A 25,755-nucleotide genomic window follows, 5' to 3' on the forward strand; every position below is an offset into this window, starting at 1 on the left:
ATTCCGAACAGAGAAGTTAAGCCTCGTCACGCCGATGGTACTGCGTAACAGTGGGAGAGTAGGTAGCCGCCGTTTTTAAGAAGCCCCTTGATTCATTTTGAGTCAAGGGGCTTTCTGTTTTGGTACTTTGCGAAAAAAGTGCTATATTTGCGACTGACAATTATTTTATTAAACGTTTAAAGCAAATTTAAAAGGTATGAAAACTAAATTATTTTTGGCTGCTGTAGCAGTAACATTTTCTTTTGCAATGATGTCTTGTACTGGTAACAAAACTACTAACGCTGCTTCTGAAGGTGAAGAAACAACTGTAGAAACAGTGGAAGCTGTTGTTGAATCTGATTCTTGCTGCCAGGCTAAGGACTCTTGTGCTACTGCTTGCGACAAAAAAGCTGATTGCGCAGAAAAGAAAGAATGTTGCGATAAGAAGTAATCTATTGATTTAGAACAATAAAGGAGGAGAGGGAGAGAATGGTTCAAACATTCTACTCCCTCTTTTCGTTTAATGAATATATCGCTTTATTCGTGATATATTTTTGCTAATAATCGGCTTTAACTTATGAAATGATATTTTTTTCGATAAAAAAGTAACGTATTATTTGGTGGTAAAGAAATAATCCATACCTTTGCACCGTCAAACTAATAAAAGAGACAAGAAATGAATCAGATGTTTATACATATTCTACTATGCGGTATTATTATTCTACTATCAAAGGTTAGTGGAAGTGAGTGCTGCGCGTAAATGTGTATAAATGAAAATATACGAAAGCCTTTCTCACTTCCAAGTGTGAAAGGCTTTTTTTAATGCTAATAATTATATAATATACATAAGAATATGGACAATAGGTTATTTATTTTTGATACCACTCTTAGAGATGGTGAACAGGTTCCGGGATGCCAGTTGAATACAGTAGAAAAGATTCAGGTAGCAAAGGCATTGGAAGCGTTGGGAGTAGACGTGATTGAAGCCGGATTCCCCATTTCGAGCCCGGGAGATTTTAATTCAGTAATTGAGATTTCAAAAGCGGTGACTTGGCCTACTATCTGTGCTTTGACTCGCGCAGTTCAAAAAGATATTGATGTAGCCGTAGATGCACTGAAATTTGCTAAACATAAACGTATTCACACTGGTATCGGTACTTCTGATTCGCACATTAAATATAAATTCAATTCGAATCGTGAAGAGATTATCGAACGTGCAGTAGCTGCTGTGAAATATGCCCGCCGTTTTGTAGACGATGTGGAATTTTATGCAGAAGACGCAGGCCGTACGGATAACGAATATCTGGCACGTGTGGTGGAAGCTGTCATCAAGGCTGGAGCTACCGTAGTGAATATCCCTGATACAACAGGTTACTGCTTGCCTTCAGAATATGGCGCCAAGATAAAATACCTGGTTGACCATGTAGACGGCATTGATAATGCCATACTTTCTACTCACTGTCACAATGACTTGGGTATGGCTACTGCCAATACGATAGCCGGTGTCTTGAACGGTGCGCGTCAGGTGGAAGTTACCATCAACGGTATTGGCGAACGTGCAGGAAATACTGCTCTCGAAGAAATCGCCATGATTATCAAGAGCCATCACGAAATTGATATCCAGACCAATATCAATACGCAGAAGATTTATCCGACCAGCCGTATGGTATCCAGCCTGATGAATATGCCGGTACAGCCTAATAAAGCAATCGTTGGACGTAACGCTTTCGCACACTCTTCAGGTATCCATCAGGATGGCGTGTTGAAAAATGTACAGACATATGAGATTATCGATCCGCATGATGTGGGTATTGATGACAACTCTATCGTATTGACTGCTCGCAGCGGACGTGCAGCATTGAAAAATCGTCTTTCTATATTGGGAGTGAATTTGGATCAGGAAAAACTGGATAAGGTATATGATGAGTTCCTGAAGTTGGCTGATAAGAAGAAAGATATTAATGATGATGATATTTTAGTATTGGCAGGTGCAGACCGTAGCCAGAACCATCGTATCAAACTGGATTACTTGCAGGTGACGAGTGGTGTCGGTGTGCGTTCGGTAGCCAGTTTGGGATTGAATATTGCCGGTGAGAAGTTTGAAGCTTGTGCCAGTGGTAATGGTCCGGTAGATGCTGCCATCAAAGCATTGAAAAAGATTGTAGAACGCCACATGACTCTGAAAGAGTTTACTATTCAGGCTATCAGTAAGGGAAGTGATGATGTAGGTAAAGTGCACATGCAGGTAGAATATGATAACCAGATTTATTATGGTTTTGGTGCCAACACAGATATTATTGCTGCTTCGGTAGAAGCCTACATCGACTGTATCAACAAATTCAAATCGTAAAAAAGAGATTGACAGTCGGTTTGGTATTACAGAGATTGATTGAAATAGTAAATAGTAATTAGTAAAATAGTAAATAAACAGATGAATACATTATTTGATAAGATATGGGATGCCCACGTGGTGACTACTGTGGAAGATGGCCCTACACAGCTTTATATTGATCGGTTATATTGTCACGAAGTGACTAGTCCGCAGGCTTTTGCGGGATTGCGTGAACGTGGAATCGGAGTGTTGCGTCCGGAAAAGGTGTTTTGTATGCCTGACCATAATACACCGACACACGATCAGGATAAGGAGATTGAAGATCCGGTCTCTAAAACGCAGGTGGATACTCTGACAAAAAACGCGAAGGATTTCGGTCTGACGCACTACGGCATGATGCATCCGAAGAATGGTATTATCCATGTGGTAGGCCCCGAACGTGGTTTGACCTTGCCGGGAATGACGATTGTTTGCGGTGACTCTCACACTTCTACTCATGGTGCAATGGGAGCGATTGCTTTCGGTATCGGAACGAGTGAGGTGGAAATGGTGCTGGCTTCACAATGTATTCTCCAGTCGAGACCGAAAACAATGCGTATCACTGTAGACGGTGAACTGGGCAAAGGGGTGACTGCAAAGGATGTGGCTCTGTATATGATGTCTAAGATGACTACCAGTGGTGCTACAGGTTACTTCGTGGAATATGCAGGTTCGGCTATCCGCAATCTGACAATGGAGGGACGTCTTACCCTTTGCAACCTTTCGATTGAAATGGGTGCACGTGGTGGGATGGTTGCTCCGGATGAAGTGACTTTTGAATATATCAAAGGACGTGAAAATGCTCCGCAAGGCGAAGCATGGGACAAGGCTTTGGCTTATTGGAAGACATTGAAGAGTGATGATGATGCCGTGTTTGATAAAGAAGTCCGTTTCGAAGCGGCTGATATTGAACCGATGATTACTTATGGAACGAATCCGGGTATGGGTATGGGAATCACACAACACATTCCTACCATGGAAGGAATGAGTGAAGCTGCACAGGTTTCGTTCAAGAAATCAATGGAGTATATGGGATTCCAACCGGGTGAATCTTTGTTGGGTAAGAAGATTGATTATGTATTCCTTGGGGCTTGTACAAACGGTCGTATTGAGGATTTCCGTGCATTTGCTTCCATCGTGAAAGGTCGTAAGAAAGCGGAGAATGTTATTGCATGGCTGGTTCCGGGTTCATGGATGGTAGACGCACAGATCCGTAAGGAAGGAATCGACAAGATATTGACGGAAGCCGGATTTGCTATCCGTCAGCCGGGATGTTCTGCTTGTCTGGCAATGAACGATGATAAGATTCCTGCCGGAAAGTATTCGGTATCTACCAGTAACCGTAATTTCGAAGGACGTCAGGGACCCGGTGCACGCACTTTGCTGGCTAGTCCGCTGGTAGCTGCTGCTGCGGCGGTGACTGGTGTGATTACCGATCCGAGAAAACTGATTTGATTTTACGATTAGACAATTTACGATTTACGATTGAAAAATGGTCGTGAATCAGATTGTCTGTCGTAAGAGAATGAGTCAATAGTAATTTCAATCGTTAAATAGTAAATCGTAAATCGTTAAATCGTAAATAAAAAGATGGCTAAGACAAAATTTAATATAATAACAAGTACTTGTGTACCTCTTCCTTTAGAAAACGTAGATACTGACCAGATTATTCCGGCACGTTTCCTGAAAGCAACCACTCGTGAAGAAAAATTCTTCGGTGATAATCTTTTCCGTGACTGGCGTTATAATGCTGACGGTTCCCTGAACAAGGATTTTGTGTTAAACAATCCTACTTACAGCGGACAGGTATTGGTGGCAGGAAAAAACTTCGGTTCGGGTTCCAGCCGTGAACACGCTGCCTGGGCCATTGCAGGATATGGTTTCCGCGTGGTGGTATCCAGTTTCTTTGCCGATATTCATAAGAATAATGAGTTGAACAACTTTGTGCTGCCGGTGGTTGTTACCGAGGAGTTTCTGCAGGAGTTGTTCGATTCGATAGAAGCGGACCCGAAGATGGAAGTGGAAGTGAACCTTCCCGAACAGACCATCACCAACAAGGCGACAGGTAAAAGTGAACATTTCGAAATCAATGCTTATAAGAAACTTTGTTTGATGAACGGATTGGACGATATCGATTTCTTGTTGAGCAATAAAGATAAAATAGAAGAATGGGAAAAGAAGGCGTGAAAATAGAAATCATGGACACAACGCTCCGTGATGGTGAACAAACCAGCGGAGTGTCTTTCGTGCCTCATGAGAAACTAATGATCGCCCGTTTACTGTTAGAAGATTTAAAGGTAGACCGGGTGGAAGTTGCTTCGGCGCGTGTGTCGGACGGTGAGTTTGAAGCCGTGAAGATGATTTGCGACTGGGCTGCCCGTCGTAATCTGCTCCATAAAGTGGAAGTGCTCGGCTTTGTCGACGGGCATACTTCTGTCGATTGGATTCAGCGTACCGGTTGCCGTGTGATAAATCTTCTTTGTAAAGGTTCATTGAAGCATTGTACGCAACAACTGAAAAAGACACCGGAAGAACATCTGGCGGATATCATAAGTGTGGTGCATTATGCCGACGAACAGGATATAACCGTCAATGTTTATCTGGAAGATTGGAGCAACGGTATCAAGGATTCTCCCGAATACGTGTTTCAGTTGATGGATGGATTGAAAGAAACGAGCGTCAAGCGTTTTATGTTGCCTGATACGTTGGGTATCTTGAATCCTTTGCAAGTGATAGAGTATATGCGGAAGATGAAGAAACGTTATCCGAATACTCATCTCGATTTCCATGCGCACAATGATTATGATTTGGCTGTGAGTAATGTCCTTGCCGCGGTATTAAGTGGTGTCAAAGGATTGCATACAACCATCAACGGACTGGGCGAACGGGCAGGAAATGCTCCTCTCGCAAGTGTGCAGGCTATCCTGAAAGACCATTTCAATGCGGTGACCAATATCGACGAAAGCCGTTTGAATGATGTCAGCCGGGTAGTGGAGTCTTATTCGGGAATTGTGATACCTGCCAATAAACCGATTGTAGGTGAGAATGTCTTTACGCAAGTGGCAGGGGTGCATGCTGACGGGGATAACAAGAATAATCTCTACTGTAATGATTTGCTTCCCGAACGTTTTGGCCGTAAGCGGGAATATGCATTGGGTAAGACAAGCGGTAAAGCGAATATCCGTAAGAACCTCGAAGATCTTGGACTGGAGCTGGACGAAGATGCTATGCGCAAGGTAACGGAACGCATCATCGAGTTGGGCGACAAGAAAGAGCTGGTCACACAGGAAGATTTGCCGTACATTGTTTCGGATGTGTTGAAACACGGAGCAGTGGGTGAGAAGGTTAAACTGAAGAGCTATTTTGTGAATCTGGCTCATGGGCTGAAACCGATGGCAACGTTGAAGATAGAAATCAACGGAAAAGAGTACGAAGAGAGTTCAGGCGGCGATGGTCAGTATGATGCTTTTGTTCGTGCGTTGCGTAAGATATATAAGGTGACATTAGGACGTAAATTCCCGATGTTGACCAATTATGCGGTAACCATCCCTCCCGGTGGACGTACGGATGCATTTGTGCAGACAGTTATCACGTGGAGTTATGATGAGCAGGTGTTCCGTACCCGCGGGCTCGATGCCGACCAGACAGAGGCTGCCATCAAGGCTACTATGAAGATGTTGAACCTCATCGAAGATGAATACGAGAAGAGCAAGTGAGAAACAACTTGCCCGAAGAATGTTTTTTATACGAATATATAAATAGAAGAATAAACGATTATGGATTTTAAAATTGCTGTATTAGCAGGCGACGGCATCGGACCGGAGATCTCTGTGCAAGGTGTAGATGTGATGAGTGCCGTTTGCGAGAAGTTTGGTCACAAAGTAAGTTACGAATATGCAATCTGTGGAGCTGATGCGATTGATAAAGTAGGCGATCCGTTTCCGGAAGCAACTTATCAGGTTTGTAAAGAGGCGGACGCTGTTTTGTTCTCTGCCGTAGGTGATCCGAAATTTGACAATGATCCTACTGCCAAGGTACGTCCGGAACAAGGCTTGCTGGCTATGCGTAAGAAACTGGGTCTTTTCGCTAATATCCGTCCGGTACAGACATTCAAATGCCTGATCCACAAATCTCCGTTGCGTGCGGAGTTGGTAGAAAATGCCGATTTTATCTGTATCCGTGAGCTGACTGGAGGTATGTATTTCGGTGAAAAGTATCAGGATAATGACAAGGCGTATGATACGAACTATTATACTCGTCCGGAAATCGAACGTATTTTGAAGGTGGCTTTCGAATATGCGATGAAGCGCAGAAAACATCTGACTGTAGTAGATAAGGCAAATGTGTTGGCTTCTTCCCGTCTGTGGCGTCAGATCGCACAGGAAATGGCTCCGAACTATCCGGAAGTGACAACTGATTATATGTTTGTGGATAATGCTGCAATGAAGATGATTCAGGAACCTGCTTTCTTCGATGTGATGGTAACGGAAAATACATTCGGTGACATCCTGACTGACGAAGGTTCTGTAATCAGTGGTTCTATGGGCTTGCTTCCTTCTGCTTCTACAGGTGAAAGTACTCCGGTATTTGAACCGATTCACGGTTCATGGCCGCAGGCTAAGGGATTGAATATTGCTAATCCATTGGCACAGATTCTTTCTGTAGCTATGTTGTTCGAGTATTTCGACTGCAAAGAAGAGGGTGCATTGATTCGTAAAGCCGTAGATGCTTCTTTGGATGAGAATGTACGCACACCGGAAATACAAGTGGCTGAAGGTGCTAAGTACGGAACAAAAGAAGTAGGACAGTGGATTGTTGATTATATCAAGAAAGCTTGATAAACCCGGATAAAAAAGTAAAAGCCTGGCATCGGATAACGGTGTCAGGCTTTTACTTTTTAGTTCGAAATAGTGTTGTTGTGTTCTACCAACTTTTAATAGTGGAATATAGAACGATACCGAGCACGGTCAGTAATCCTACATAAATAGTGACTGACCATTGTTTTATTTCTTTTCTCTTCGTGCGGGTGGAAGGTTCCAGATAGATGGCTGCTTTGTGGGCGATGGTGCAGAACAACCAACCGCCGAATCCTCCGATAATACCTCCTACGAGTAAATCACCGGGGTAATGTACACCCAGATATATACGTGTGTAGCAGTTGAGTATTGCCCAGGTCAGGATGAAAATGCTTAGCCAACGTTTACGGAACAGGAATATGACAAACATGGCAAGACCTAATGAATTGGCTGCATGGCACGATGGGAAACCGTAGCTTCCCCCGCGGTAACCATTTACGATATATACCAGATCTACAATCGGGTTCTCCGGATTGGCGGGACGCAGACGTGCTACTACCGGACGAATGATGCTGCTGCACATTTGGTCGGCAAAGGTGATAGTCAGTGCAATGGCAGCCACGTAACACAGTACTACTTTCCAGTGGAAGTTTTTTAATAAAATATACAATATAGTGGCATACATGGGAATCCAGATGAATTTACCCGTGAAAGAACTCATGAAATAATCCCAGAAAGGGGAATGTATACCATTGAAAGACAAGAAGATATTTGTATCTATCTCCGAAAGATATTGGACAATTCCGGTGTGTATCATCAGGCTTTATTGTTCTATATTACTTTATAAATATTCAATATAATTCATTTCCTAGCGTTTTGCCAGGTCATCGTAGAGCTTCTGCAGGAACGCTTTTCCCTTTTCCAGATTGGTTCCTTTAGCGGTACCTTCGTCCAGTTGCACAGTATTTGCGTCCAGATTGTACACTAATTGGTTATCGGCGGTAATCATTCCGAAATAGTTCGGTCGGGTGAAGTATGCGAAATGAGGAGAGGCCGGATTCATGATATTCTTGCTGAAAGTAAATTCATCATGCGGTAATCCTAATTGGGCAAGCAAGGTGGCGGCAATGTCAATTTGTGAAGCATAAGTATCTACCACAAGAGGTTGTTTGATTGCACCTCCGATTAAAATCAGCGGAATGGTTTGGCCGTCCAGCGGATTTTCTATGGGATATGGGTATGCACCCTGATGATCGGGAACGAGTACAAACAGTGTGTTTTTCCATAGCGGTGTCTCTTGATACTGTTTCACGAAATCTCCTACACAACTATCGGCATACGCAAAGGAGTTGAGGATTTTATCATCCAGCCTGTGGAACGGGACTTCGAACGGTTCGTGGCTGCTTGATGTCTGAACAAGTTTCAGGAACGGTTCTTTTTGTTTTTCTTCTTTCAGGTCTTTCATCAGGCGTTGGAATAATACGTGATCCTGTGCTCCCCATTTTCCTGTACGTTCGGACAGAGGAAAATCCTTATCGGAAATAATCTTCTCGATACCGGAAGATACCAGATAAGAGCGCATGTTTGTGAAATCGGCATCTCCGCCATAGTAATATTCCAAGTTGTATCCGGCATTTTTCAGGCTGCGCGGTATAGAAGGAAGTTTGTCCGTCTTTTCGGGATATTTCATGATGCTGGTGCTTGGCTGGCCGGGATATCCGCTGATGATGGATGCCAGTCCGCGGTCTGTGCGGAAACTGCTGCCGTAGAAGTTGCTGAATAATACGCCTTCTTTAGCGAATTTATCCATATTGACAGCCACATTGGGTTGTCCTCCGAAAGTTTCCATCAAGTGTGTGGAGAAACTCTCAAGGATAATAAAAATAATGTTCGGACGTTGTGTATTCAATAATTGGGGGATGCTGTCTGTTGCTGAGACAGGTTTGTCTACCATCTCTGCAAATAATTCGTCGGCTATTTTCGGGTCCATGAAGCGATATTGCTTATCGAAATTATTCTGGTGGGTGGCGGAATACATGAAACTGAATGCCGGGTTGATGGCTGCATGATTCATGCGTTGGTCCTGGCTGAAATATACCTTGCTCAAATTCATGGTGGATACGCTGAATCCGCCCCGGATGGGGATGAAGAGTGCCGCTGTCAGCAAAAGGAGCGCAAGCGAGACATTCTGACGTCGATAAGGTATTTTCAGGGGCTTTTTCTCCCGGATAAGGACGTAATAGAAAATAAAGTATAAAATTGCTGCATAGATCAGCATAGATAAGATTCCCAATAATACAAACCAAAAGCTGACACTTGCCATAGCATCTTTGGGGGAAGAGAAGAAATAGAAAACGGGGGTGGCATCCAGACGGAATCCCCAAAAGCCGTATAATCCCAGGTCGATGATAAAAATGCAGGCCATGACAAAGGCGATTGCTCCGAAATAGCCTTGCCGGATGCGGCGGAGTATGGATGAACTCGTCCAGGCGGAGGCGATGAGCAGTAAGCCTGGGATGGCGGTCAGGTAACCTGCAAGAGATAAATCCAGAGGCAATCCGTGCCACATGATGCGGAAGTAGTCACCTAAAGATGCGTCGGTATATAAATCATGGTAGTAAACCATGAAGATTGGTTTCTGAAGAACGAATAAAAGAACAAATAAAAAATAGGTCGTGAGAAATTGTATGATTCTCTTTTTCATATCTGTAAACTTAAAAAGATTGAACGGATACAAAGTTACTATACTTTTCCTTATCTTTCTCATGAAGTGATATAAAACATACCTTTTTTTCCATATCTTTGTCGTGTCTGTGACAAAAATAAAGTAATAAGATGGCAAAGATTGCAAGGAAACTAACAGATTTAGTGGGGAATACCCCTTTGATGGAACTTTCCGGTTATAGTGGAAAGTACGGTCTGGAACAAAATATTATTGCCAAACTGGAGGCTTTTAATCCGGCGGGAAGTGTAAAAGACAGAGTGGCTCTTTCGATGATTGAAGATGCGGAAGCTCGTGGAGCACTGAAACCCGGTGCAACGATTATTGAGCCGACAAGTGGAAATACAGGTGTCGGGTTGGCAATGGTAGCCACTATTAAAGGGTATCATTTGATATTGACCATGCCTGAAACAATGAGCCTGGAACGGCGGAATCTGTTGAAAGCGCTGGGTGCGCAGATTGTATTGACAGACGGGTTAGGAGGGATGGCAGCTTCTATTGCCAAGGCGCAGGAGTTGCGTGATAGTATTCCCGGTTCGGTGATCTTACAACAATTTGAGAATCCGGCTAATGCGGCTGTTCATGAACGGACGACAGGTGAAGAGATCTGGCGCGATACCGATGGTGAAGTGGCTGTTTTTGTAGCCGGAGTGGGTACTGGAGGAACAGTGTGCGGTGTAGCCCGTGCTTTAAAGAAACATAATCCGGATATTTATATTGTGGCGGTGGAACCGTCGTCGTCTCCTGTATTGGCGGGAAGAGAGGCAGCCCCGCATCGTATTCAGGGTATCGGAGCGAATTTTATTCCCAAGCTTTATGACGCTTCTGTGGTAGATGAGGTGATGGGTGTGCCTGATGACGAAGCGATTCGTGCGGGACGTGAGTTAGCGGCAACAGAAGGTCTGCTGGCGGGAATTTCTTCGGGAGCAGCCGTGTATGCTGCCCGTCAACTGTCACTGCGTCCGGAATTTAAGAACAAAAAAATAGTAGCGTTGTTACCTGATACGGGAGAGCGTTATTTGTCGACCGAACTGTTTGCTTTTGACGCATATCCATTGGATTAATTTATTCACTAAAAAAGACCTGAACCATGGTAAGAATAATGATAGCTTTGTTTTTTTGTTTTCCGGCTGTTGCCTTTGCGCAAACTTATCAGCAATTGTCCGAAAGAGCCATTGAATGTATCGAGAAAGACAGCCTTCCCAAAGCAGAGGAACTTTTGCTTCAGGCTTTGAAGCTGGAACCGAAGAACGCCAAGAATGCGTTGCTTTTTTCTAATTTGGGATTGGTGCAGCGTCGTTTGGGTGAGTTTGACAAAGCGTTGGAGTCTTATTCTTTTGCACTGAATTTTGCTCCTTTGGCAGTTCCTATTTTACTCGACCGTGCCGCCATTTATATGGAAATGGGAAAAACAGACCGTGCTTATACCGATTATTGTCAGGTGCTTGATGAGGATAAGCAGAACAAGGAAGCTTTATTGATGCGTGCCTATATTTATGTGCTCCGCCGGGATTATCCGGCTGCGAGAATCGATTATAATCGTTTGCTGGAACTGGATCCGCAGAGTTATAGCGGTCGTCTGGGATTGGCTACTCTGGAGCAGAAAGAAGGAAAATTCCGGGAATCTCTTGAAATTCTGAATAAGATGATTACGGCCACTCCTGACGATGCGACGCTTTATATTGCCCGTGCCGACGTGGAACGCGAGATGAAGCATGAAGATCTGGCATTGGTTGATTTGGAGGAAGCGATCCGGTTGGATGCTGCCTCGGCTGATGCTTATCTGCTGCGTGGAAATATCTATCTGGCACAGAAAAAGAAAGGACTTGCCAAAGCTGACTTTGAGAAAGCCATTTCATTGGGAGTGCCTCCGGCTGATCTGCACGAACAATTGCGGCAATGCAAATGAAGTTATCAATAAGGCAACTATATCTTTCCGGTTTACATAAGTTAGAGCTTTTTGTTATAGGCATTAGTTCGTTCCACATAGGTTTCCCTTTCGTTCCACATAGGTAGAACGAAAGGGAAACCTATGTGGAACTAAAGGAAAACAGTTGTGGAACGAATAATAATTAGTCAGATGGCTCGTTAATATATACTATTAAAGAATTTCTTTTATTCTACGAACTGTCTAATCAGATTTACGAAATCCTTTCCATATTTCTTTTTCTTGTATTCTCCGATACCGCTGATTTCACCAAATTCTTCAATAGTAGTAGGGCGGGAAATACTAAGCAGGTGTAATACTTTGTCTGACAAGACGATGTAGGCGGGTAGTGCCTCCTGATCGGCCAGTTGTTTCCTCAATCCGCGTAAGGCTTCGAATAAATCCTCGTTTTCTCCCCCTTCCAGGCCGAAAGGAAGTACCTTTGCAACCACCACTTTCTTCTTTTTTCCTTTTTGAGTGGCGATTTCTTCGTGCCGGATGACTGCTAATGTCGCCTTGGCTCTTCCGAAGAGAATATCACTTCCGCTTGCCGTAATTTTAAGATGATTGTTTTCATTATAGGCTATTTCAAAGTAGCCGAGTTGCAACATTTGAAGCAAATAGTCTTGCCAGTCACGAGGAGGAATGTCGCGTCCGGCACCAAATGTTTTAAGTTCCTGATAACCTTTTCCAGTTACTTCCGCAGAATAGCTTCCACGAAGAATATCGATCAACAAGCCTGTACTGATTTGTTGTTCTGTGCGGGCGATGGCACTTAATGCCTTTTGCACAATGACTGTACCGTCAAATCGTTGAGGAGGATTTTTACAAACATCACAGTTACCGCAATCCTCTGTGGTTGTTTCTCCGAAATAGCTTAACAGAATCCTTCTCCGGCAAATATCGGATTCAGCATATTGTTGCATCCGTTGTAGTTTTTCCAGATTGATGTTCTGCTGATTGCTTTCCGAAGCAAATTTAGTGAGTAATATGAGATCTCCGAGTGAATAAAACAGGACAGTACTGCTGGGGAGGCCGTCACGTCCGGCACGGCCTATTTCCTGATAAAAACTTTCTATACTTTTGGGAAGATTATAATGTATGACCCAGCGGACATTTGATTTATCGATCCCCATTCCGAATGCAATGGTGGCACATACCACCTGTATGCGGTCGTTGATAAAGTCATCCTGTGTTTCGTCCCGGTGTTGGGCGGATAATCCGGCATGATAGACACCGCAGCGGATACCCTGCTTTTGCAACATCTGTGCAACGGTTTCTGTCTTACTCCGGCTCATACAGTAAATAATCCCACTTTCTTTCCCGTGACGGTGAATAAATTCTAAGATAGCCTTGTTCTTTTCCTTCGCTTGAAACCCACGTTTCACAGTCAGACTGATGTTGGGGCGGTCGAAGGATGAGATGAAGACACGTGGATGGTTGAGGTGTAATTGCCGTGCGATGTCTTCGCGCGTGATTTTATCCGCAGTGGCAGTTAGGGCGACAATCGGTATTTGCGGAAATTGTTGGTGGAGCACTCCCATTTGTGTGTATTCCGGACGGAAGTCATGTCCCCATTGTGAAATGCAATGCGCTTCATCAATAGCAAACAGAGAGATGTTCATATCCCGCAATAAATAATCCTTTTCTGCTAAAAGTTTTTCCGGTGAAATGTAAAGCAGCTTCAGTCGCCCCTCAATGCAGGCACGTCGCAGATGAACGTTTTCCGTTTCGTTATTACTGCTGTTCAGTGCCCCGGCTGCGATGCCGTTTGCCAGCAATGCTTCTACCTGATCTTTCATCAATGAGATGAGTGGAGAAACGACAACAGCGGTACCTTTGCAAAGCAGTGCAGGAAGTTGGTAGCAGATCGATTTCCCCCCGCCAGTAGGCATTAATACCAGTGCATCCTGCTTATTCAGGACATGGCGGATGATTTCTTCTTGCAGCGGACGGAAACTATCGTATCCGAAATATGTCTTTAGAGTTTCTCTTATTGATGCTAATTTATCCATGCCGCAAAGGTACATTTTTCTTCGGCAATTTTCATCATGTGTAGATTTCTGTTTCTGATATGAATTATAAATAAGTTAAAGTTTCTTATTATTCGAGGCTATTCCTTCTTTTTCAAGGTTTTTGATTGTTTATTTAGAAAAAAAATGCACAAAATAATTGTGTGTTTAAAAAAAAAGTAAGACATTTGTAACATGTTATGTTGCAAATGAGCAATTATTAACAAATGAACAAACCCTAACCAGTTAATTCAATGAGTGATTTAGAGAACAAAAAAACGGAAGAAACTCCGAAAAAACGTCCCTACAATTTGAGGGAAAAGAAAGAAAAGAAGGCTGCATACAGGTCTTTAATTAGACCGGAATTGGCAGACGAGTTGTATGACAAAATCTTGAATATCATCGTTGTACAGAAGAAGTACAAGGATCCTGATTATTCAGCTAAGGACTTGGCGAAAGAATTGAAGACGAATACTCGTTACCTTTCTGCAGTAGTGAACTCACGCTTTGGTATGAACTATTCTTGCCTGTTGAATGAATACAGAGTAAAAGATGCTTTGCATTTATTGACGGACAAACGTTATGCCGACAAAAATGTGGAAGAAATTAGTGCTATGGTTGGCTTTGCAAATCGTCAATCTTTTTACGCTGCATTTTACAAAAACGTAGGTGAAACTCCTAACGGATATCGCAAAAAACATTTGGAAAATAAGAAATAATTGCGCGTTCCGAAACTGATCAAAAGGAATTACCTCTGAAAGATAAATTTTGGGGATAATTCCTTTTCTCATTTTAATTAATCAATGCTAGCATTATGAGAAAACATCTGATTTTAATGACAGTGGCCGCCACGCTTTTAACGTCGTGCGGAGGAAGTAAAACAACAACTGCTGAAGCAGGAAAATTTGATTATACAGTGGAACAATTTGCTGATTTACAGATATTGCGTTATAAGGTTCCCGGATTTGAGGAACTGACGCTGAAACAGAAGGAACTGATTTATTACCTGACAGAGGCTGCTCTGGAAGGAAGGGATATTCTGTTTGACCAGAATGGAAAATATAATTTGAGAATCCGTAGGATGCTCGAAGCAGTATATACAAACTATCAGGGAGATAAAACGACGCCTGATTTTAAAAACATGGAGGTGTATCTGAAAAGGGTATGGTTCTCCAATGGTATTCATCACCACTATGGTATGGAGAAATTTGTGCCGAACTTCTCACAGGAATTTTTGAAACAGGCCGTGCTCGGTCTGGATGCCAAGTTGCTTCCATTGGAGAAAGGGCAGACTGCCGAACAGCTTTGTGCCGAACTGTTTCCGGTGATTTTCGATCCGACGGTTATGCCGAAACGGGTAAACCAAGCGGATGGCGAAGATCTTGTGTTGACCTCTGCTTGTAATTATTATGATGGAGTGACGCAGAAAGAGGCGGAAAGTTTCTATAGCGTGCTGAAAGATCCGAAAGATGAAACACCGGTTTCTTATGGACTGAATAGTCGTTTGGTAAAAGAAAACGGGAAGTTGACAGAGAAGGTTTGGAAAGTAGGCGGGCTTTATACACAGGCAATTGAGAAGATTGTTTATTGGCTGAAGAAAGCGGAAGGTGTGGCAGAGAATGAGGCACAAAAAGCTGTTATCACCAAGCTGATCCAATTTTATGAAACCGGTGATTTGAAAGATTTTGATGAATATGCGATTCTTTGGGTGAAAGACCTTGACTCACGGATCGATTTTGTGAACGGATTTACCGAAAGTTACGGCGATCCTTTGGGGATGAAAGCGAGCTGGGAATCTTTGGTGAACTTCAAAGATCTGGAATCGACACACCGTACGGAGATTATCAGCAGTAACGCGCAATGGTTTGAAGATCATTCTCCGGTTGATAAGTCTTTTAAGAAAGAAAAGGTGAAAGGCGTATCGGCTAAAGTAATCACTGCCGCTATTCTTGCGGGTGATCTTTATCCGGCAACTGCTATCGGTATCAATCTGCCGAATGCCAACTGGATTCGTGCCCATCATGGCTCCAAATCGGTGACTATCGGAAACATAACGGATGCTTATAATAAAGCTGCTCATGGAAACGGATTCAACGAAGAATTTGTTTATAGTGATGCGGAATTACAGCTGATCGATGCTTATTCTGACTTGACGGATGAGCTTCATACAGACTTGCATGAATGTCTGGGACACGGTTCCGGCAAGTTGCTTCCGGGGGTAGATCCTGATGCATTGAAGGCTTATGGTTCTACTATCGAAGAGGCACGGGCCGATTTATTCGGATTGTATTATGTAGCCGATCCGAAGCTGGTGGAATTGGGGCTGCTCTCTTCTCCCGATGCTTATAAGGCTCAATACTATACTTATCTGATGAATGGGTTGATGACACAACTGGTACGTATTGAACCGGGAAATAGTGTTGAAGAAGCTCACATGCGCAATCGCCAGCTGATAGCCCGTTGGGTATTTGAAAAGGGGGCTGCTGATAAAGCGGTGGAACTGGTGAAAAAAGACGGAAAGACTTATGTGGTTATCAATGACTATCAGAAGGTACGTCAACTTTTCGGTGAATTATTAGCTGAAATCCAGCGCATCAAGTCGACTGGTGATTTTGAAGGTGCCCGTACATTGGTAGAAAACTATGCGGTAAAAGTGGATCCGGCTCTGCATGCAGAAGTTCTGGAACGTTATAAGAAGCTGAATCTGGCTCCTTACAAAGGCTTTGTGAATCCGAAATACGAACTGGTGACAGATGAAAACGGAACTGTTACAGATGTCACAGTTTCCTATGATGAGGGTTATGTAGAACAAATGTTGCGTTACAGCACTGATTATTCTCCGTTGCCTTCAATAAACAACTGATTTGAAATGGATATTAAAGAACAATTGAAAGATATCAAGACACAGCTCCGTCTCTCTATGAACGGGGCTGTGTCCCAAAGTATGCGTGAGAAAGGGCTGGTTTATAAACTCAATTTCGGAGTAGAACTGCCCCGCATCAAGATGATTGCCGAAAGTTATGAGAAGAATCATGACCTGGCACAGGCTCTGTGGAAAGAGGACATTCGCGAATGTAAAATTCTGGCGGGAATGCTTCAGCCGATTGAAACATTTTATCCCGAGATAGCCGACATTTGGGTAGAAAATATCCGGAATATCGAGATAGCCGAACTGACTTGCATGAATCTCTTCCAGCATTTGCCGTATGCTCCGGCCAAATCTTTTCACTGGATTGCTGACGAGCAGGAGTATATACAGACTTGTGGTTTTCTGACGGCCGCCCGTCTTCTGATGAAGAAAGGCGATATGACTGAACGCGCTTCCGGTGAATTACTCGATCAGGCGATCTGTGCCGTACATTCCGACAGTTATCACGTTCGTAACGCTGCTTTACTGGTTATCCGCAAATATATGCAGCATAGTGAAGAACATGCTTTTCAAGTATGCCGTCTGGTGGAGGGAATGGCTGATTCTACCTTGGAAGGGGAGCAGATGCTCTACAACATGGTGAAAGAAGAGACTGAAGAATAATTAACCCATTACTTATTTCTAAGAATTTCTTTTGCTTTCCGCAAAAAAGGCTTAACTTTGTTCGCGCTAATTTTGGCTGATGATGGAAACTCAAAACGTGAAAGATACAGTAAGGCAGATATTCACGGAATATCTCACGGCGAACGGGCATCGTAAGACTCCTGAACGTTACGCCATACTCGATACTATTTATTCTATCGACGGTCACTTCGATATTGACATGCTTTATTTACGGATGATGGACCAGGAGAATTTCCGGGTGAGCCGTGCAACTCTCTACAACACTATTATCCTCCTTATTAATGCACGATTGGTCATTAAGCATCAGTTCGGCACTTCTTCCCAATACGAAAAATCATATAATCGCGAGACACATCATCATCAGATATGTACTCAATGTGGTAGAGTGACCGAGTTTCAGAACGAGGAATTACAGCATGCCATTGAAAATACGAAATTGAGCCGCTTCCAGCTTTCACATTACTCCTTATATATATATGGAGTATGTAGTAAGTGCGACAGAGCTAACAAACGGAAAAAAGTAAATAACAACAATAAAAAAGAAAAATGAAAGTAGATGTTCTATTAGGATTACAATGGGGCGACGAAGGTAAAGGAAAAGTAGTCGACGTTTTAACACCTAAGTATGATGTGGTTGCTCGTTTTCAGGGCGGCCCGAATGCCGGTCACACGCTTGAGTTCGAAGGACAGAAATATGTGCTCCGCTCTATTCCTTCCGGTATTTTTCAGGGAAACAAGGTAAACATCATCGGTAACGGTGTGGTACTTGATCCCGCATTGTTTAAGGCAGAGGCAGAAGCACTTGAGGCATCAGGTCATCCGCTGAAAGAACGTTTGCACATTTCAAAGAAAGCTCATCTGATTCTTCCGACACACCGTATTCTGGATGCTGCTTATGAAGCAGCCAAAGGAGATGCCAAAGTAGGAACTACCGGCAAAGGGATCGGTCCTACTTATACGGATAAAGTGAGCCGTAACGGTGTTCGTGTAGGTGACATTCTTCATAACTTCGATGAGAAGTATGCTGCTGCGAAGGCTCGTCACGAGCAAATCCTGAAGAGTCTGAATTATGAATATGACCTGACAGAATTGGAAAAAGCATGGTTGGAAGGTATCGAATACCTGAAACAATTCCATTTTGTAGATAGCGAACATGAAGTGAATAATCTGTTGAAAGATGGTAAGAGTGTTCTTTGTGAAGGAGCTCAGGGTACTATGCTTGATATTGATTTCGGTTCATATCCGTTTGTGACTTCTTCCAATACCGTATGTGCGGGAGCCTGCACCGGACTGGGAGTGGCGCCTAACCGTATAGGTGAAGTATATGGTATTTTCAAAGCATACTGTACTCGTGTAGGAGCAGGTCCGTTCCCATCAGAACTATTTGATGAAACAGGTGACAAGATGTGTACTTTGGGACATGAATTCGGTTCTGTTACCGGACGTAAACGTCGTTGCGGATGGATCGACCTGGTAGCGCTGAAGTATTCCGTTATGATAAACGGGGTTACCAAATTGATTATGATGAAGAGCGATGTACTCGATACTTTCGAAACAATCAAAGCTTGTGTTGCTTACAAAGTGAACGGTGAAGAAATCGATTATTTCCCGTATGACATCACAGAAGGGGTAGAACCAGTGTATGCGGAACTTCCCGGCTGGCAGACGGATATGACTAAGATGCAGAGCGAAGATGAATTCCCGGAAGAATTCAACGCTTATCTGACTTTCCTGGAAGAGCAGCTTGGTGTAGAAATCAAGATTGTTTCCGTAGGACCGGACAGAGCACAGACGATCGAACGTTATACTGAAGAATAACAATTGATTAGGCACGGATTACACGGATTTCACGGTTTCTTTTTAATTAATACCGTGAAATCCGTGTAATCCGTGCCTAAAATATTTCTTCTCTGCGATAGCGCATTTACCGATTTAACCTTTTTCAAGCCTATAATAATGTACGCCTTATGAAAACACGTTTTATAACTTTCCTTTTGTTGTTCGTCATGAACTTGGGAGTATTTGCACAATTTCCCTATCAACCTGCTGAAGAGAATCTGAAAGCACGACAGGAATTTCAAGACAATAAGTTTGGCATTTTTCTTCACTGGGGGCTATATGCTATGCTCGCTTCCGGTGAGTGGACTATGTCAAATAATAATCTGAATTATAAAGAGTATGCCAAACTGGCAGGTGGATTCTATCCTTCCAAGTTTGATGCGGATAAATGGGTGGCTGCTATTAAAGCTTCGGGAGCTAAATATATCTGTTTCACTACCCGTCATCACGAAGGTTTTTCTATGTTTGATACCAAGTATTCGGATTATAACGTAGTCAAAGCCACCCCTTTTAAAAGAGATATCGTGAAAGAACTGGCAGCAGCCTGTGCCAAGCAGGGTATCAAGCTTCATTTTTATTACTCACATCTTGACTGGGCGCGTGAGGACTATCCTTGGGGACGTACAGGGCAGGGGACAGGACGTGCGAACTCGAAAGGGGATTGGAAAAGTTATTATCAATTCATGAATAATCAGTTGACGGAGTTGCTGACGAATTATGGTCCCATAGGTGCTATCTGGTTTGACGGATGGTGGGATCAGGACCAGAATGAAAAATTCGATTGGGAATTACCGGAGCAATATAGGCTGATTCATAGACTCCAGCCGGGATGTCTTATCGGTAACAATCATCACCAGACACCTTTTGAAGGTGAAGATATTCAGATTTTTGAACGTGATCTGCCCGGTGAAAATTCTGCCGGACTTTCCGGGCAAGATGTAAGCCATCTGCCGTTGGAAACTTGTGAAACAATGAATGGCATGTGGGGATATAAGATTACCGACCAGAATTATAAATCTACGAAGACATTGATTCATTATCTGGTGAAAGCAGCCGGTAAGAATGCCAATCTTTTGATGAATATCGGTCCTCAACCCGATGGAGAACTTCCTGCGGTAGCTGTGCAACGCTTGGCAGAGATGGGAGAGTGGATGAAACAATATGGCGAAACGATCTATGGAACACGAAGTGGTGTAGTTGCTCCGCATGATTGGGGAGTGACAACACAAAAAGGAAATAAACTCTATGTGCATATCCTTGACCTGAAAGACAGGGCTTTATTCCTGCCGTTGACAGACAAGAAAATTAAGAAAGCAGTCTTGTTTAAAGATCAGTCTCCGGTTCGTTTCACAAAGACGAAAGCAGGTGTTTTGCTTGAGTTTGCAGAGGTTCCGAAAGATATTGACTATGTAGTAGAACTGACAATTGACTAATTTTTAGCTAATTCTTCATAAAAGCGAGGGGAAACTATTCTGACATTGGTAGTTTCCCCTTATTTTTGGCAAACAATTTGTTTCAGAGATATAGAGTAATAATTAAAATTGAAAAGTATATGATGTCTTATTGGGTATTATTTATAGGAATCGCTGTTGTCAGTTGGCTGGTGCAGATGAATTTGCAAAACAAATTCAAGAAGTACTCTAAGATTCCTACAGGAAACGGAATGACAGGACGCGATGTTGCTTTGAAGATGTTGCATGACAATGGAATTTATGATGTACAGGTTACACATACGCCGGGACGATTGACCGACCACTACAATCCTACTAACAAAACCGTGAATTTGAGTGAAGGAGTGTATGAAAGTAACAGCATTATGGCGGCTGCCGTAGCAGCCCATGAATGTGGACACGCTGTGCAGCATGCACGTATGTACGCTCCGTTGAAAATGCGTAGTGCATTGGTTCCGGTTGTGAACTTTGCTTCTTCCATTATGACGTGGGTATTGTTGGGTGGTATCTTGCTGGTAAACTCTTTTCCGCAGTTATTGCTGGCAGGTATTATCCTGTTCGCCATGACTACCCTGTTCAGCTTTATCACGCTGCCGGTGGAAATCAATGCAAGTAAACGTGCATTGGTATGGTTGAGCTCATCCGGCATTACTAATTCGTATAATCATGCACAGGCTGAAGATGCTCTTCGTTCTGCTGCTTATACGTATGTAGTTGCTGCATTAGGTTCACTGGCTACATTGGTTTACTACATCATGATCTTCATGGGTAGAAGAGACTAAGAAATGAAAGAGGGAAAAGGCAGGTTTGCCAGCTTCCTTCTATAAAATAAAAAGAGATCCTCCGCAGTCTTTCCGAAGACTATGGAGGATTTTTTTTAGTATATGTAAGCATTGCTCGGAAATTTGCAGTAAATTTGCACAATTAAAATTATAAACAGTAATATGATGGCAGCAAAACCAAGTATTCCTAAAGGAACTCGTGACTTTTCGCCGGTAGAAATGGCGAAGCGTAATTATATATTCAATACGATTCGTGACGTATATCATTTGTATGGATTTCAGCAGATAGAGACTCCTTCGATGGAGATGCTTTCTACACTGATGGGAAAGTACGGCGATGAAGGGGATAAACTACTCTTTAAGATTCAGAATTCAGGAGATTATTTTTCCGGGATTACTGACGAAGAATTGTTAAGCCGTAATGCTGCCAAACTGGCAAGCAAATTCTGTGAGAAAGGTTTGCGTTATGATTTGACAGTACCTTTTGCCCGCTACGTGGTGATGCATCGTGATGAAATCACTTTCCCGTTCAAACGTTATCAGATTCAACCGGTATGGCGTGCCGACCGTCCGCAGAAGGGACGCTATCGTGAATTTTATCAATGCGATGCTGATGTTGTAGGAAGTGATTCATTACTGAATGAAGTGGAATTGATGCAGATTGTCGATACTGTTTTCAGTCGTTTCAATATTCGAGTATGTATTAAGATTAACAACCGTAAGATTCTTTCCGGTATCGCTGAAATTATAGGTGAATCAGATAAGATTGTCGATATTACCGTAGCGATTGATAAACTGGATAAAATCGGTTTGGATAATGTAAATGCCGAACTGAAAGAGAAGGGGATCAGTGATGAGGCTATTGCCAAGTTGCAGCCGATTATTCTTCTTAGCGGTACGAATGCGGAAAAGTTGGCAACATTGAAAAATGTATTATCAGCCAGTGAAGTAGGATTGAAGGGAGTGGAAGAAAGCGAATTTATCCTGAATACATTGGAAGCAATGGGCTTGAAGAATGAAATCGAACTTGACCTGACACTAGCTCGCGGACTGAACTATTATACAGGTGCTATCTTTGAAGTGAAAGCATTGGATGTGCAGATTGGCAGTATCACAGGAGGTGGCCGTTATGATAATCTGACCGGAGTATTCGGTATGGCAGGAGTGTCGGGAGTAGGTATCTCTTTTGGTGCAGACCGTATCTTCGACGTATTGAACCAACTCGATCTTTATCCGAAAGAAGCTGTAAATGGAACAGAAATTCTGTTTATCAACTTCGGTGAAAAGGAGGCAGCTTTCTCTATGGCAATTCTGGCTAAAGTGCGTGCTGCAGGTATTCGTGCAGAGATTTTCCCGGATGCATCCAAGATGAAGAAACAGATGAGTTATGCCAATGCAAAGAATATTCCGTTTGTAGCTATTGTCGGTGAGAATGAAATGAACGAAGGCAAAGCAATGCTGAAGAATATGGAGACAGGAGAACAGAATCTTGTTTCAGCAGAGGAGCTGATTGCTGTTGTGAAGAAATAAGCAGTTAATAATTTACTATATATTGTGAGAGTTCGGTATTACACCGGACTCTTTTTTTGACTGGGATTTAATACTTTATTTGATCTAGTATGCCATTGAGGAAAGCAATTGCCACTCCATAATTCGTCATAGGAATATGTTGCTCCCGCGCGCGTTCAATACGGCTAAGTACGTATTTACGATTGAACATACATGCTCCGCAATGGATAACGAGAGAGTAAGGAGTCAGGTCCTGTGGAAAGTCGGTTCCGGCTACCATATCAATTTGCAGATTCTCTCCAATTCGTTTCCGTAACAAACGGGGAAGTTTCACTCTTCCTATATCTTCTGAAAGGGGAGCGTGTGTACAAGCTTCCGCTATCAGTACACGTGACGATTCCGTTAGTCCTTCAATGGCAGTTGCACTTTCTACATAATAATGAATATCACCTTTATATCCAGCGAAAAGCACAGAGAAAGAGGTTAGTTCACTTTCCTTTGGCTTCTGTTCATAAATAGTCTTGAAGACCTGTGAATCGGTGACGATTAATTTCGGGGGACGGGCAAGAGCTTGCAGGGTTGCCGAAAACTTGTCAGTGGTACAAGTCACTACGAGACATTTCTTATCCAACAATTCGCGGATAGTCTGCACTTGGGGCAGAATCAGTCTGCCTTTGGGAGCCTGAATATCCTGCGGCATGACCAGAAGTACAAGGTCGTTTTCTGTAACAAGCTCCCCGGTGATATTCTGTTGACCGAAATCTGAAGGTAGTTTTTCGAGAATGGCTTGCCGGATCTGTTCAATTCCTGTCTTTTCTTTGACACTGATAAGTAATGGGCGTATTTTACATTCGTTCTCAATATACGTAGCTAAGCTATCGCTATTTTCTCGTATATCTATTTTGTTCAATATCGGAATGACAGGGATATTTTTCTCTTTCAATAATGCCAGCATCTCCTTTTCATGAGAAAAAGTAGTGTCTCCACATAGTAGCAATGCAATATCCGTTTTCTCGATAGCCTTTAAAGTCCGGCTGATACGCAGCTCCCCCAGTTCTCCCTCATCATCGAACCCCGGAGTATCTATAAACAAACACGGACCAATACCTTGAATTTCCATAGCTTTGGATACAAGGTCGGTAGTCGTTCCCGGAGTATTTGAAACGAGGGCGGTGTCCTGTCCTGTCAATGCATTGATAAGAGAAGATTTACCACAGTTTCGTCTACCGAAAAGGGCTATATGAAGTCTGTTTGCATTTGGAGTATCTGTTAAGTTCATAATTAATAATTTTTTAATGTGCAAATGTGCCAATTGGCTGCGCATGAATGAACTAATTGACATATTAGCACATTGACACATTGGCGTATTATTTAAAATCTAAAATCTCTTTGCCCTGCGGCTATGGCTTTGAGGTTTCGGATAGCTATTTCCCTGATTTTGGGGTTGGGGATCCGGTCTGTTTCTTTTAGAATCAATTCTAATCCTTTCTGGCGGGTATCTTCGGAAGCATAATCTTCCAGATACTCTTTCAGGGTCATCAGTGCATTGGGGCCGCAACAGTTGGCTATCTGGCCGGATTTTACTAATGACATGAAACGGTCGCCTGTCCGTCCTTCCCGGTAACAGGCAGTACAGAAACTGGGGATATATCCGAGTTCGAGCAACCAGTTGACCACTTCGTCCAATGTCCGGGTATCGCTTACGTCAAATTGCGCGGAATTATGGTCGGGTAATTCTGTTTCAGCATATCCGCCTACACTGGTGCGTGAACCGCCGCTGATTTGTGAGATACCCAATTCGAGCACCTTTTTACGTGATTCTTGTGATTCACGTGTGGAAATAATCATTCCCGTATAAGGAACGGCCATGCGGATAACAGCTACAATTTTACTGAATATCTCATCGGAGATTGCATTCGGAAAATCTCCCGCATCAATGTCGTCCGCCGAACAGATACGCGGCACGCTGATTGTATGAGGACCTACACCAAATTTGGCTTCCAGATGTTCGGCATGCATTAACAATCCGATAAAATCATACCGATAAGTATTCAAACCGAAAAGCACACCAATACCTACATCATCGATTCCCCCTTCCATGGCACGGTCCATCGCTTCGGTGTGATAGGCGTAATTACTCTTGGGGCCGGTGGGATGAAGTGCTTCGTAGTTGTCCTTGTGATAAGTCTCTTGGAATAAGATATACGTACCGATACCCGCCTCTTTTAATCGGCGATAATTTTCTACTGTAGTGGCTGCGATATTTACGTTTACGCGGCGGATAGCTCCGTTTTTATGTTTGATACTGTAAATCGTTTGAATAGATTCCAGAATATATTCTATCGGATTTAGTGACGGATGTTCACCCGCTTCAAGAGCGAGCCGCTTATGTCCCATATCCTGCAAGGCAATCACTTCCCGGCGAATTTCCTCCTGCGTCAGCTTCTTGCGTGCAATCGTTTTGTTTTTAGCATGATACGGACAATATACGCAACCATTTACGCAATAGTTTGATAAATAAAGTGGTGCGAACATGACAATGCGGTTGCCGTAAAACTTCTGTTTGATTTCTTTGGCGAGATGAAAGATACGTTCTATCAGGTCAGGTTGGTTACATTCCAGCAGAACGGCTGCTTCCCGGTGCGTCAGTCCTTTGCACAGAGCAGCTTTTTCAATCAGTTGTTCAATCAGGACACGGTTATCCTTATTCTTCTGCGCATATTCCAGCGTATCCAGAATCTCTTCATGATGGATAAACTCTTCTGCTTTTGATGAATCTTTTTGGTATATCATATATTTTCTGTTTTTTCACCA

Annotated in this window: 21 protein-coding genes; 16 read left to right on the forward strand and 5 right to left on the reverse strand. The window is 43.1% G+C overall.

The genetic code is table 11. The annotated features are described in order from the left end of the window. Positions 1 to 196: 196 nt before the first annotated feature. From I2I13_RS19240 to leuB, 6 genes are all read left to right on the forward strand, one after another. Positions 197 to 430: a hypothetical protein gene (locus tag I2I13_RS19240; RefSeq protein WP_148364591.1), complete on the forward strand. Its 234-nt coding sequence runs from the start codon at positions 197 to 199 to the stop codon at positions 428 to 430. Positions 431 to 832: 402 nt separating this feature from the next. After that, positions 833 to 2,329, forward strand: coding sequence for a 2-isopropylmalate synthase (locus I2I13_RS19245; protein ID WP_004301125.1), 1,497 nt, complete (start codon positions 833 to 835; stop codon positions 2,327 to 2,329). 81 nt (positions 2,330 to 2,410) lie between these two features. Then, a complete protein-coding gene (leuC, locus tag I2I13_RS19250) occupies positions 2,411 to 3,805 on the forward strand; it encodes a 3-isopropylmalate dehydratase large subunit (protein ID WP_148364592.1) in 1,395 nt (464 codons plus the stop codon). Positions 3,806 to 3,940: 135 nt separating this feature from the next. After that, complete coding sequence (gene leuD / locus I2I13_RS19255) at positions 3,941 to 4,537, forward strand: 3-isopropylmalate dehydratase small subunit (protein ID WP_148364593.1); 597 nt, start codon at positions 3,941 to 3,943, stop codon at positions 4,535 to 4,537. After that, positions 4,519 to 6,066 carry an alpha-isopropylmalate synthase regulatory domain-containing protein gene (locus I2I13_RS19260; RefSeq protein WP_167511741.1) on the forward strand — a complete coding sequence of 516 codons (1,548 nt, stop codon included), beginning with the start codon at positions 4,519 to 4,521 and terminating at the stop codon, positions 6,064 to 6,066. Before leuD ends, I2I13_RS19260 begins: the two co-directional genes overlap by 19 nt. 60 nt (positions 6,067 to 6,126) lie before the next feature. Continuing rightward, on the forward strand, positions 6,127 to 7,188 hold the full coding sequence (leuB, locus tag I2I13_RS19265; RefSeq protein ID WP_195650254.1) for a 3-isopropylmalate dehydrogenase: 1,062 nt from the start codon (positions 6,127 to 6,129) through the stop codon (positions 7,186 to 7,188). 85 nt (positions 7,189 to 7,273) lie between these two features. On the opposite strand, the gene I2I13_RS19270 is transcribed toward leuB, so the two are convergent. Next, positions 7,274 to 7,963, reverse strand: coding sequence for a phosphatase PAP2 family protein (locus I2I13_RS19270; RefSeq protein WP_148364595.1), 690 nt, complete (start codon positions 7,961 to 7,963; stop codon positions 7,274 to 7,276). Between the two features lie 51 nt (positions 7,964 to 8,014). After that, entirely contained in the window at positions 8,015 to 9,850 is a 1,836-nt protein-coding gene (locus I2I13_RS19275) for an LTA synthase family protein (RefSeq protein ID WP_195650255.1), read from the reverse strand. A 131-nt stretch (positions 9,851 to 9,981) separates the two neighbouring features. On the opposite strand from I2I13_RS19275, the gene cysK reads away from it, so the two are divergent. Together cysK and I2I13_RS19285 are read left to right on the forward strand one after the other, a co-directional pair. Continuing rightward, positions 9,982 to 10,932, forward strand: coding sequence for a cysteine synthase A (gene cysK / locus I2I13_RS19280; protein WP_195650256.1), 951 nt, complete (start codon positions 9,982 to 9,984; stop codon positions 10,930 to 10,932). A gap of 26 nt (positions 10,933 to 10,958) precedes the next feature. Then, positions 10,959 to 11,777, forward strand: a complete 819-nt coding sequence (locus I2I13_RS19285) for a lipopolysaccharide assembly protein LapB (RefSeq protein ID WP_148364597.1) — start codon at positions 10,959 to 10,961, stop codon at positions 11,775 to 11,777. Positions 11,778 to 11,983: 206 nt separating this feature from the next. Here I2I13_RS19285 and recQ read toward each other — a convergent pair whose 3' ends face one another. Then, positions 11,984 to 13,810 (reverse strand): DNA helicase RecQ, encoded by a 1,827-nt coding sequence (recQ, locus tag I2I13_RS19290; protein ID WP_195650257.1) that lies wholly within the window; start codon positions 13,808 to 13,810, stop codon positions 11,984 to 11,986. A 251-nt stretch (positions 13,811 to 14,061) separates the two neighbouring features. On the opposite strand from recQ, the gene I2I13_RS19295 reads away from it, so the two are divergent. The 8 genes from I2I13_RS19295 to hisS all read left to right on the forward strand — a co-directional run bounded on the left by I2I13_RS19295 (position 14,062) and on the right by hisS (position 22,962). Beyond that, a complete protein-coding gene (locus tag I2I13_RS19295) occupies positions 14,062 to 14,526 on the forward strand; it encodes an AraC family transcriptional regulator (RefSeq protein ID WP_004301101.1) in 465 nt (154 codons plus the stop codon). Between the two features lie 95 nt (positions 14,527 to 14,621). Beyond that, on the forward strand, positions 14,622 to 16,670 hold the full coding sequence (locus I2I13_RS19300; protein WP_167511743.1) for a dihydrofolate reductase: 2,049 nt from the start codon (positions 14,622 to 14,624) through the stop codon (positions 16,668 to 16,670). 6 nt (positions 16,671 to 16,676) lie between these two features. Next, positions 16,677 to 17,339, forward strand: a complete 663-nt coding sequence (locus I2I13_RS19305; RefSeq protein WP_004307185.1) for a DNA alkylation repair protein — start codon at positions 16,677 to 16,679, stop codon at positions 17,337 to 17,339. Positions 17,340 to 17,421: 82 nt separating this feature from the next. Beyond that, on the forward strand, positions 17,422 to 17,910 hold the full coding sequence (locus tag I2I13_RS19310; RefSeq protein WP_148364981.1) for a Fur family transcriptional regulator: 489 nt from the start codon (positions 17,422 to 17,424) through the stop codon (positions 17,908 to 17,910). Further along, a complete protein-coding gene (locus I2I13_RS19315) occupies positions 17,907 to 19,178 on the forward strand; it encodes an adenylosuccinate synthase (RefSeq protein WP_195650258.1) in 1,272 nt (423 codons plus the stop codon). The genes I2I13_RS19310 and I2I13_RS19315 overlap by 4 nt, the downstream gene beginning before the upstream one ends. A gap of 149 nt (positions 19,179 to 19,327) precedes the next feature. After that, positions 19,328 to 20,632 (forward strand): alpha-L-fucosidase, encoded by a 1,305-nt coding sequence (locus I2I13_RS19320; protein ID WP_195650259.1) that lies wholly within the window; start codon positions 19,328 to 19,330, stop codon positions 20,630 to 20,632. Positions 20,633 to 20,751: 119 nt separating this feature from the next. Then, a complete protein-coding gene (locus I2I13_RS19325; protein ID WP_148364608.1) occupies positions 20,752 to 21,432 on the forward strand; it encodes a zinc metallopeptidase in 681 nt (226 codons plus the stop codon). Between the two features lie 165 nt (positions 21,433 to 21,597). Then, positions 21,598 to 22,962, forward strand: coding sequence for a histidine--tRNA ligase (hisS, locus tag I2I13_RS19330; RefSeq protein WP_148364982.1), 1,365 nt, complete (start codon positions 21,598 to 21,600; stop codon positions 22,960 to 22,962). A 67-nt stretch (positions 22,963 to 23,029) separates the two neighbouring features. Here hisS and hydF read toward each other — a convergent pair whose 3' ends face one another. Together hydF and hydG are read right to left on the reverse strand one after the other, a co-directional pair. Beyond that, on the reverse strand, positions 23,030 to 24,220 hold the full coding sequence (gene hydF, locus I2I13_RS19335; RefSeq protein ID WP_195650260.1) for a [FeFe] hydrogenase H-cluster maturation GTPase HydF: 1,191 nt from the start codon (positions 24,218 to 24,220) through the stop codon (positions 23,030 to 23,032). Positions 24,221 to 24,312: 92 nt separating this feature from the next. After that, positions 24,313 to 25,734: a [FeFe] hydrogenase H-cluster radical SAM maturase HydG gene (gene hydG, locus I2I13_RS19340; protein ID WP_195650261.1), complete on the reverse strand. Its 1,422-nt coding sequence runs from the start codon at positions 25,732 to 25,734 to the stop codon at positions 24,313 to 24,315. Positions 25,735 to 25,755 lie beyond the last annotated feature (21 nt).

Source organism: Bacteroides sp. D55t1_190419_B8 (assembly GCF_015558905.1).
GTDB lineage: Bacteria > Bacteroidota > Bacteroidia > Bacteroidales > Bacteroidaceae > Bacteroides > Bacteroides vicugnae.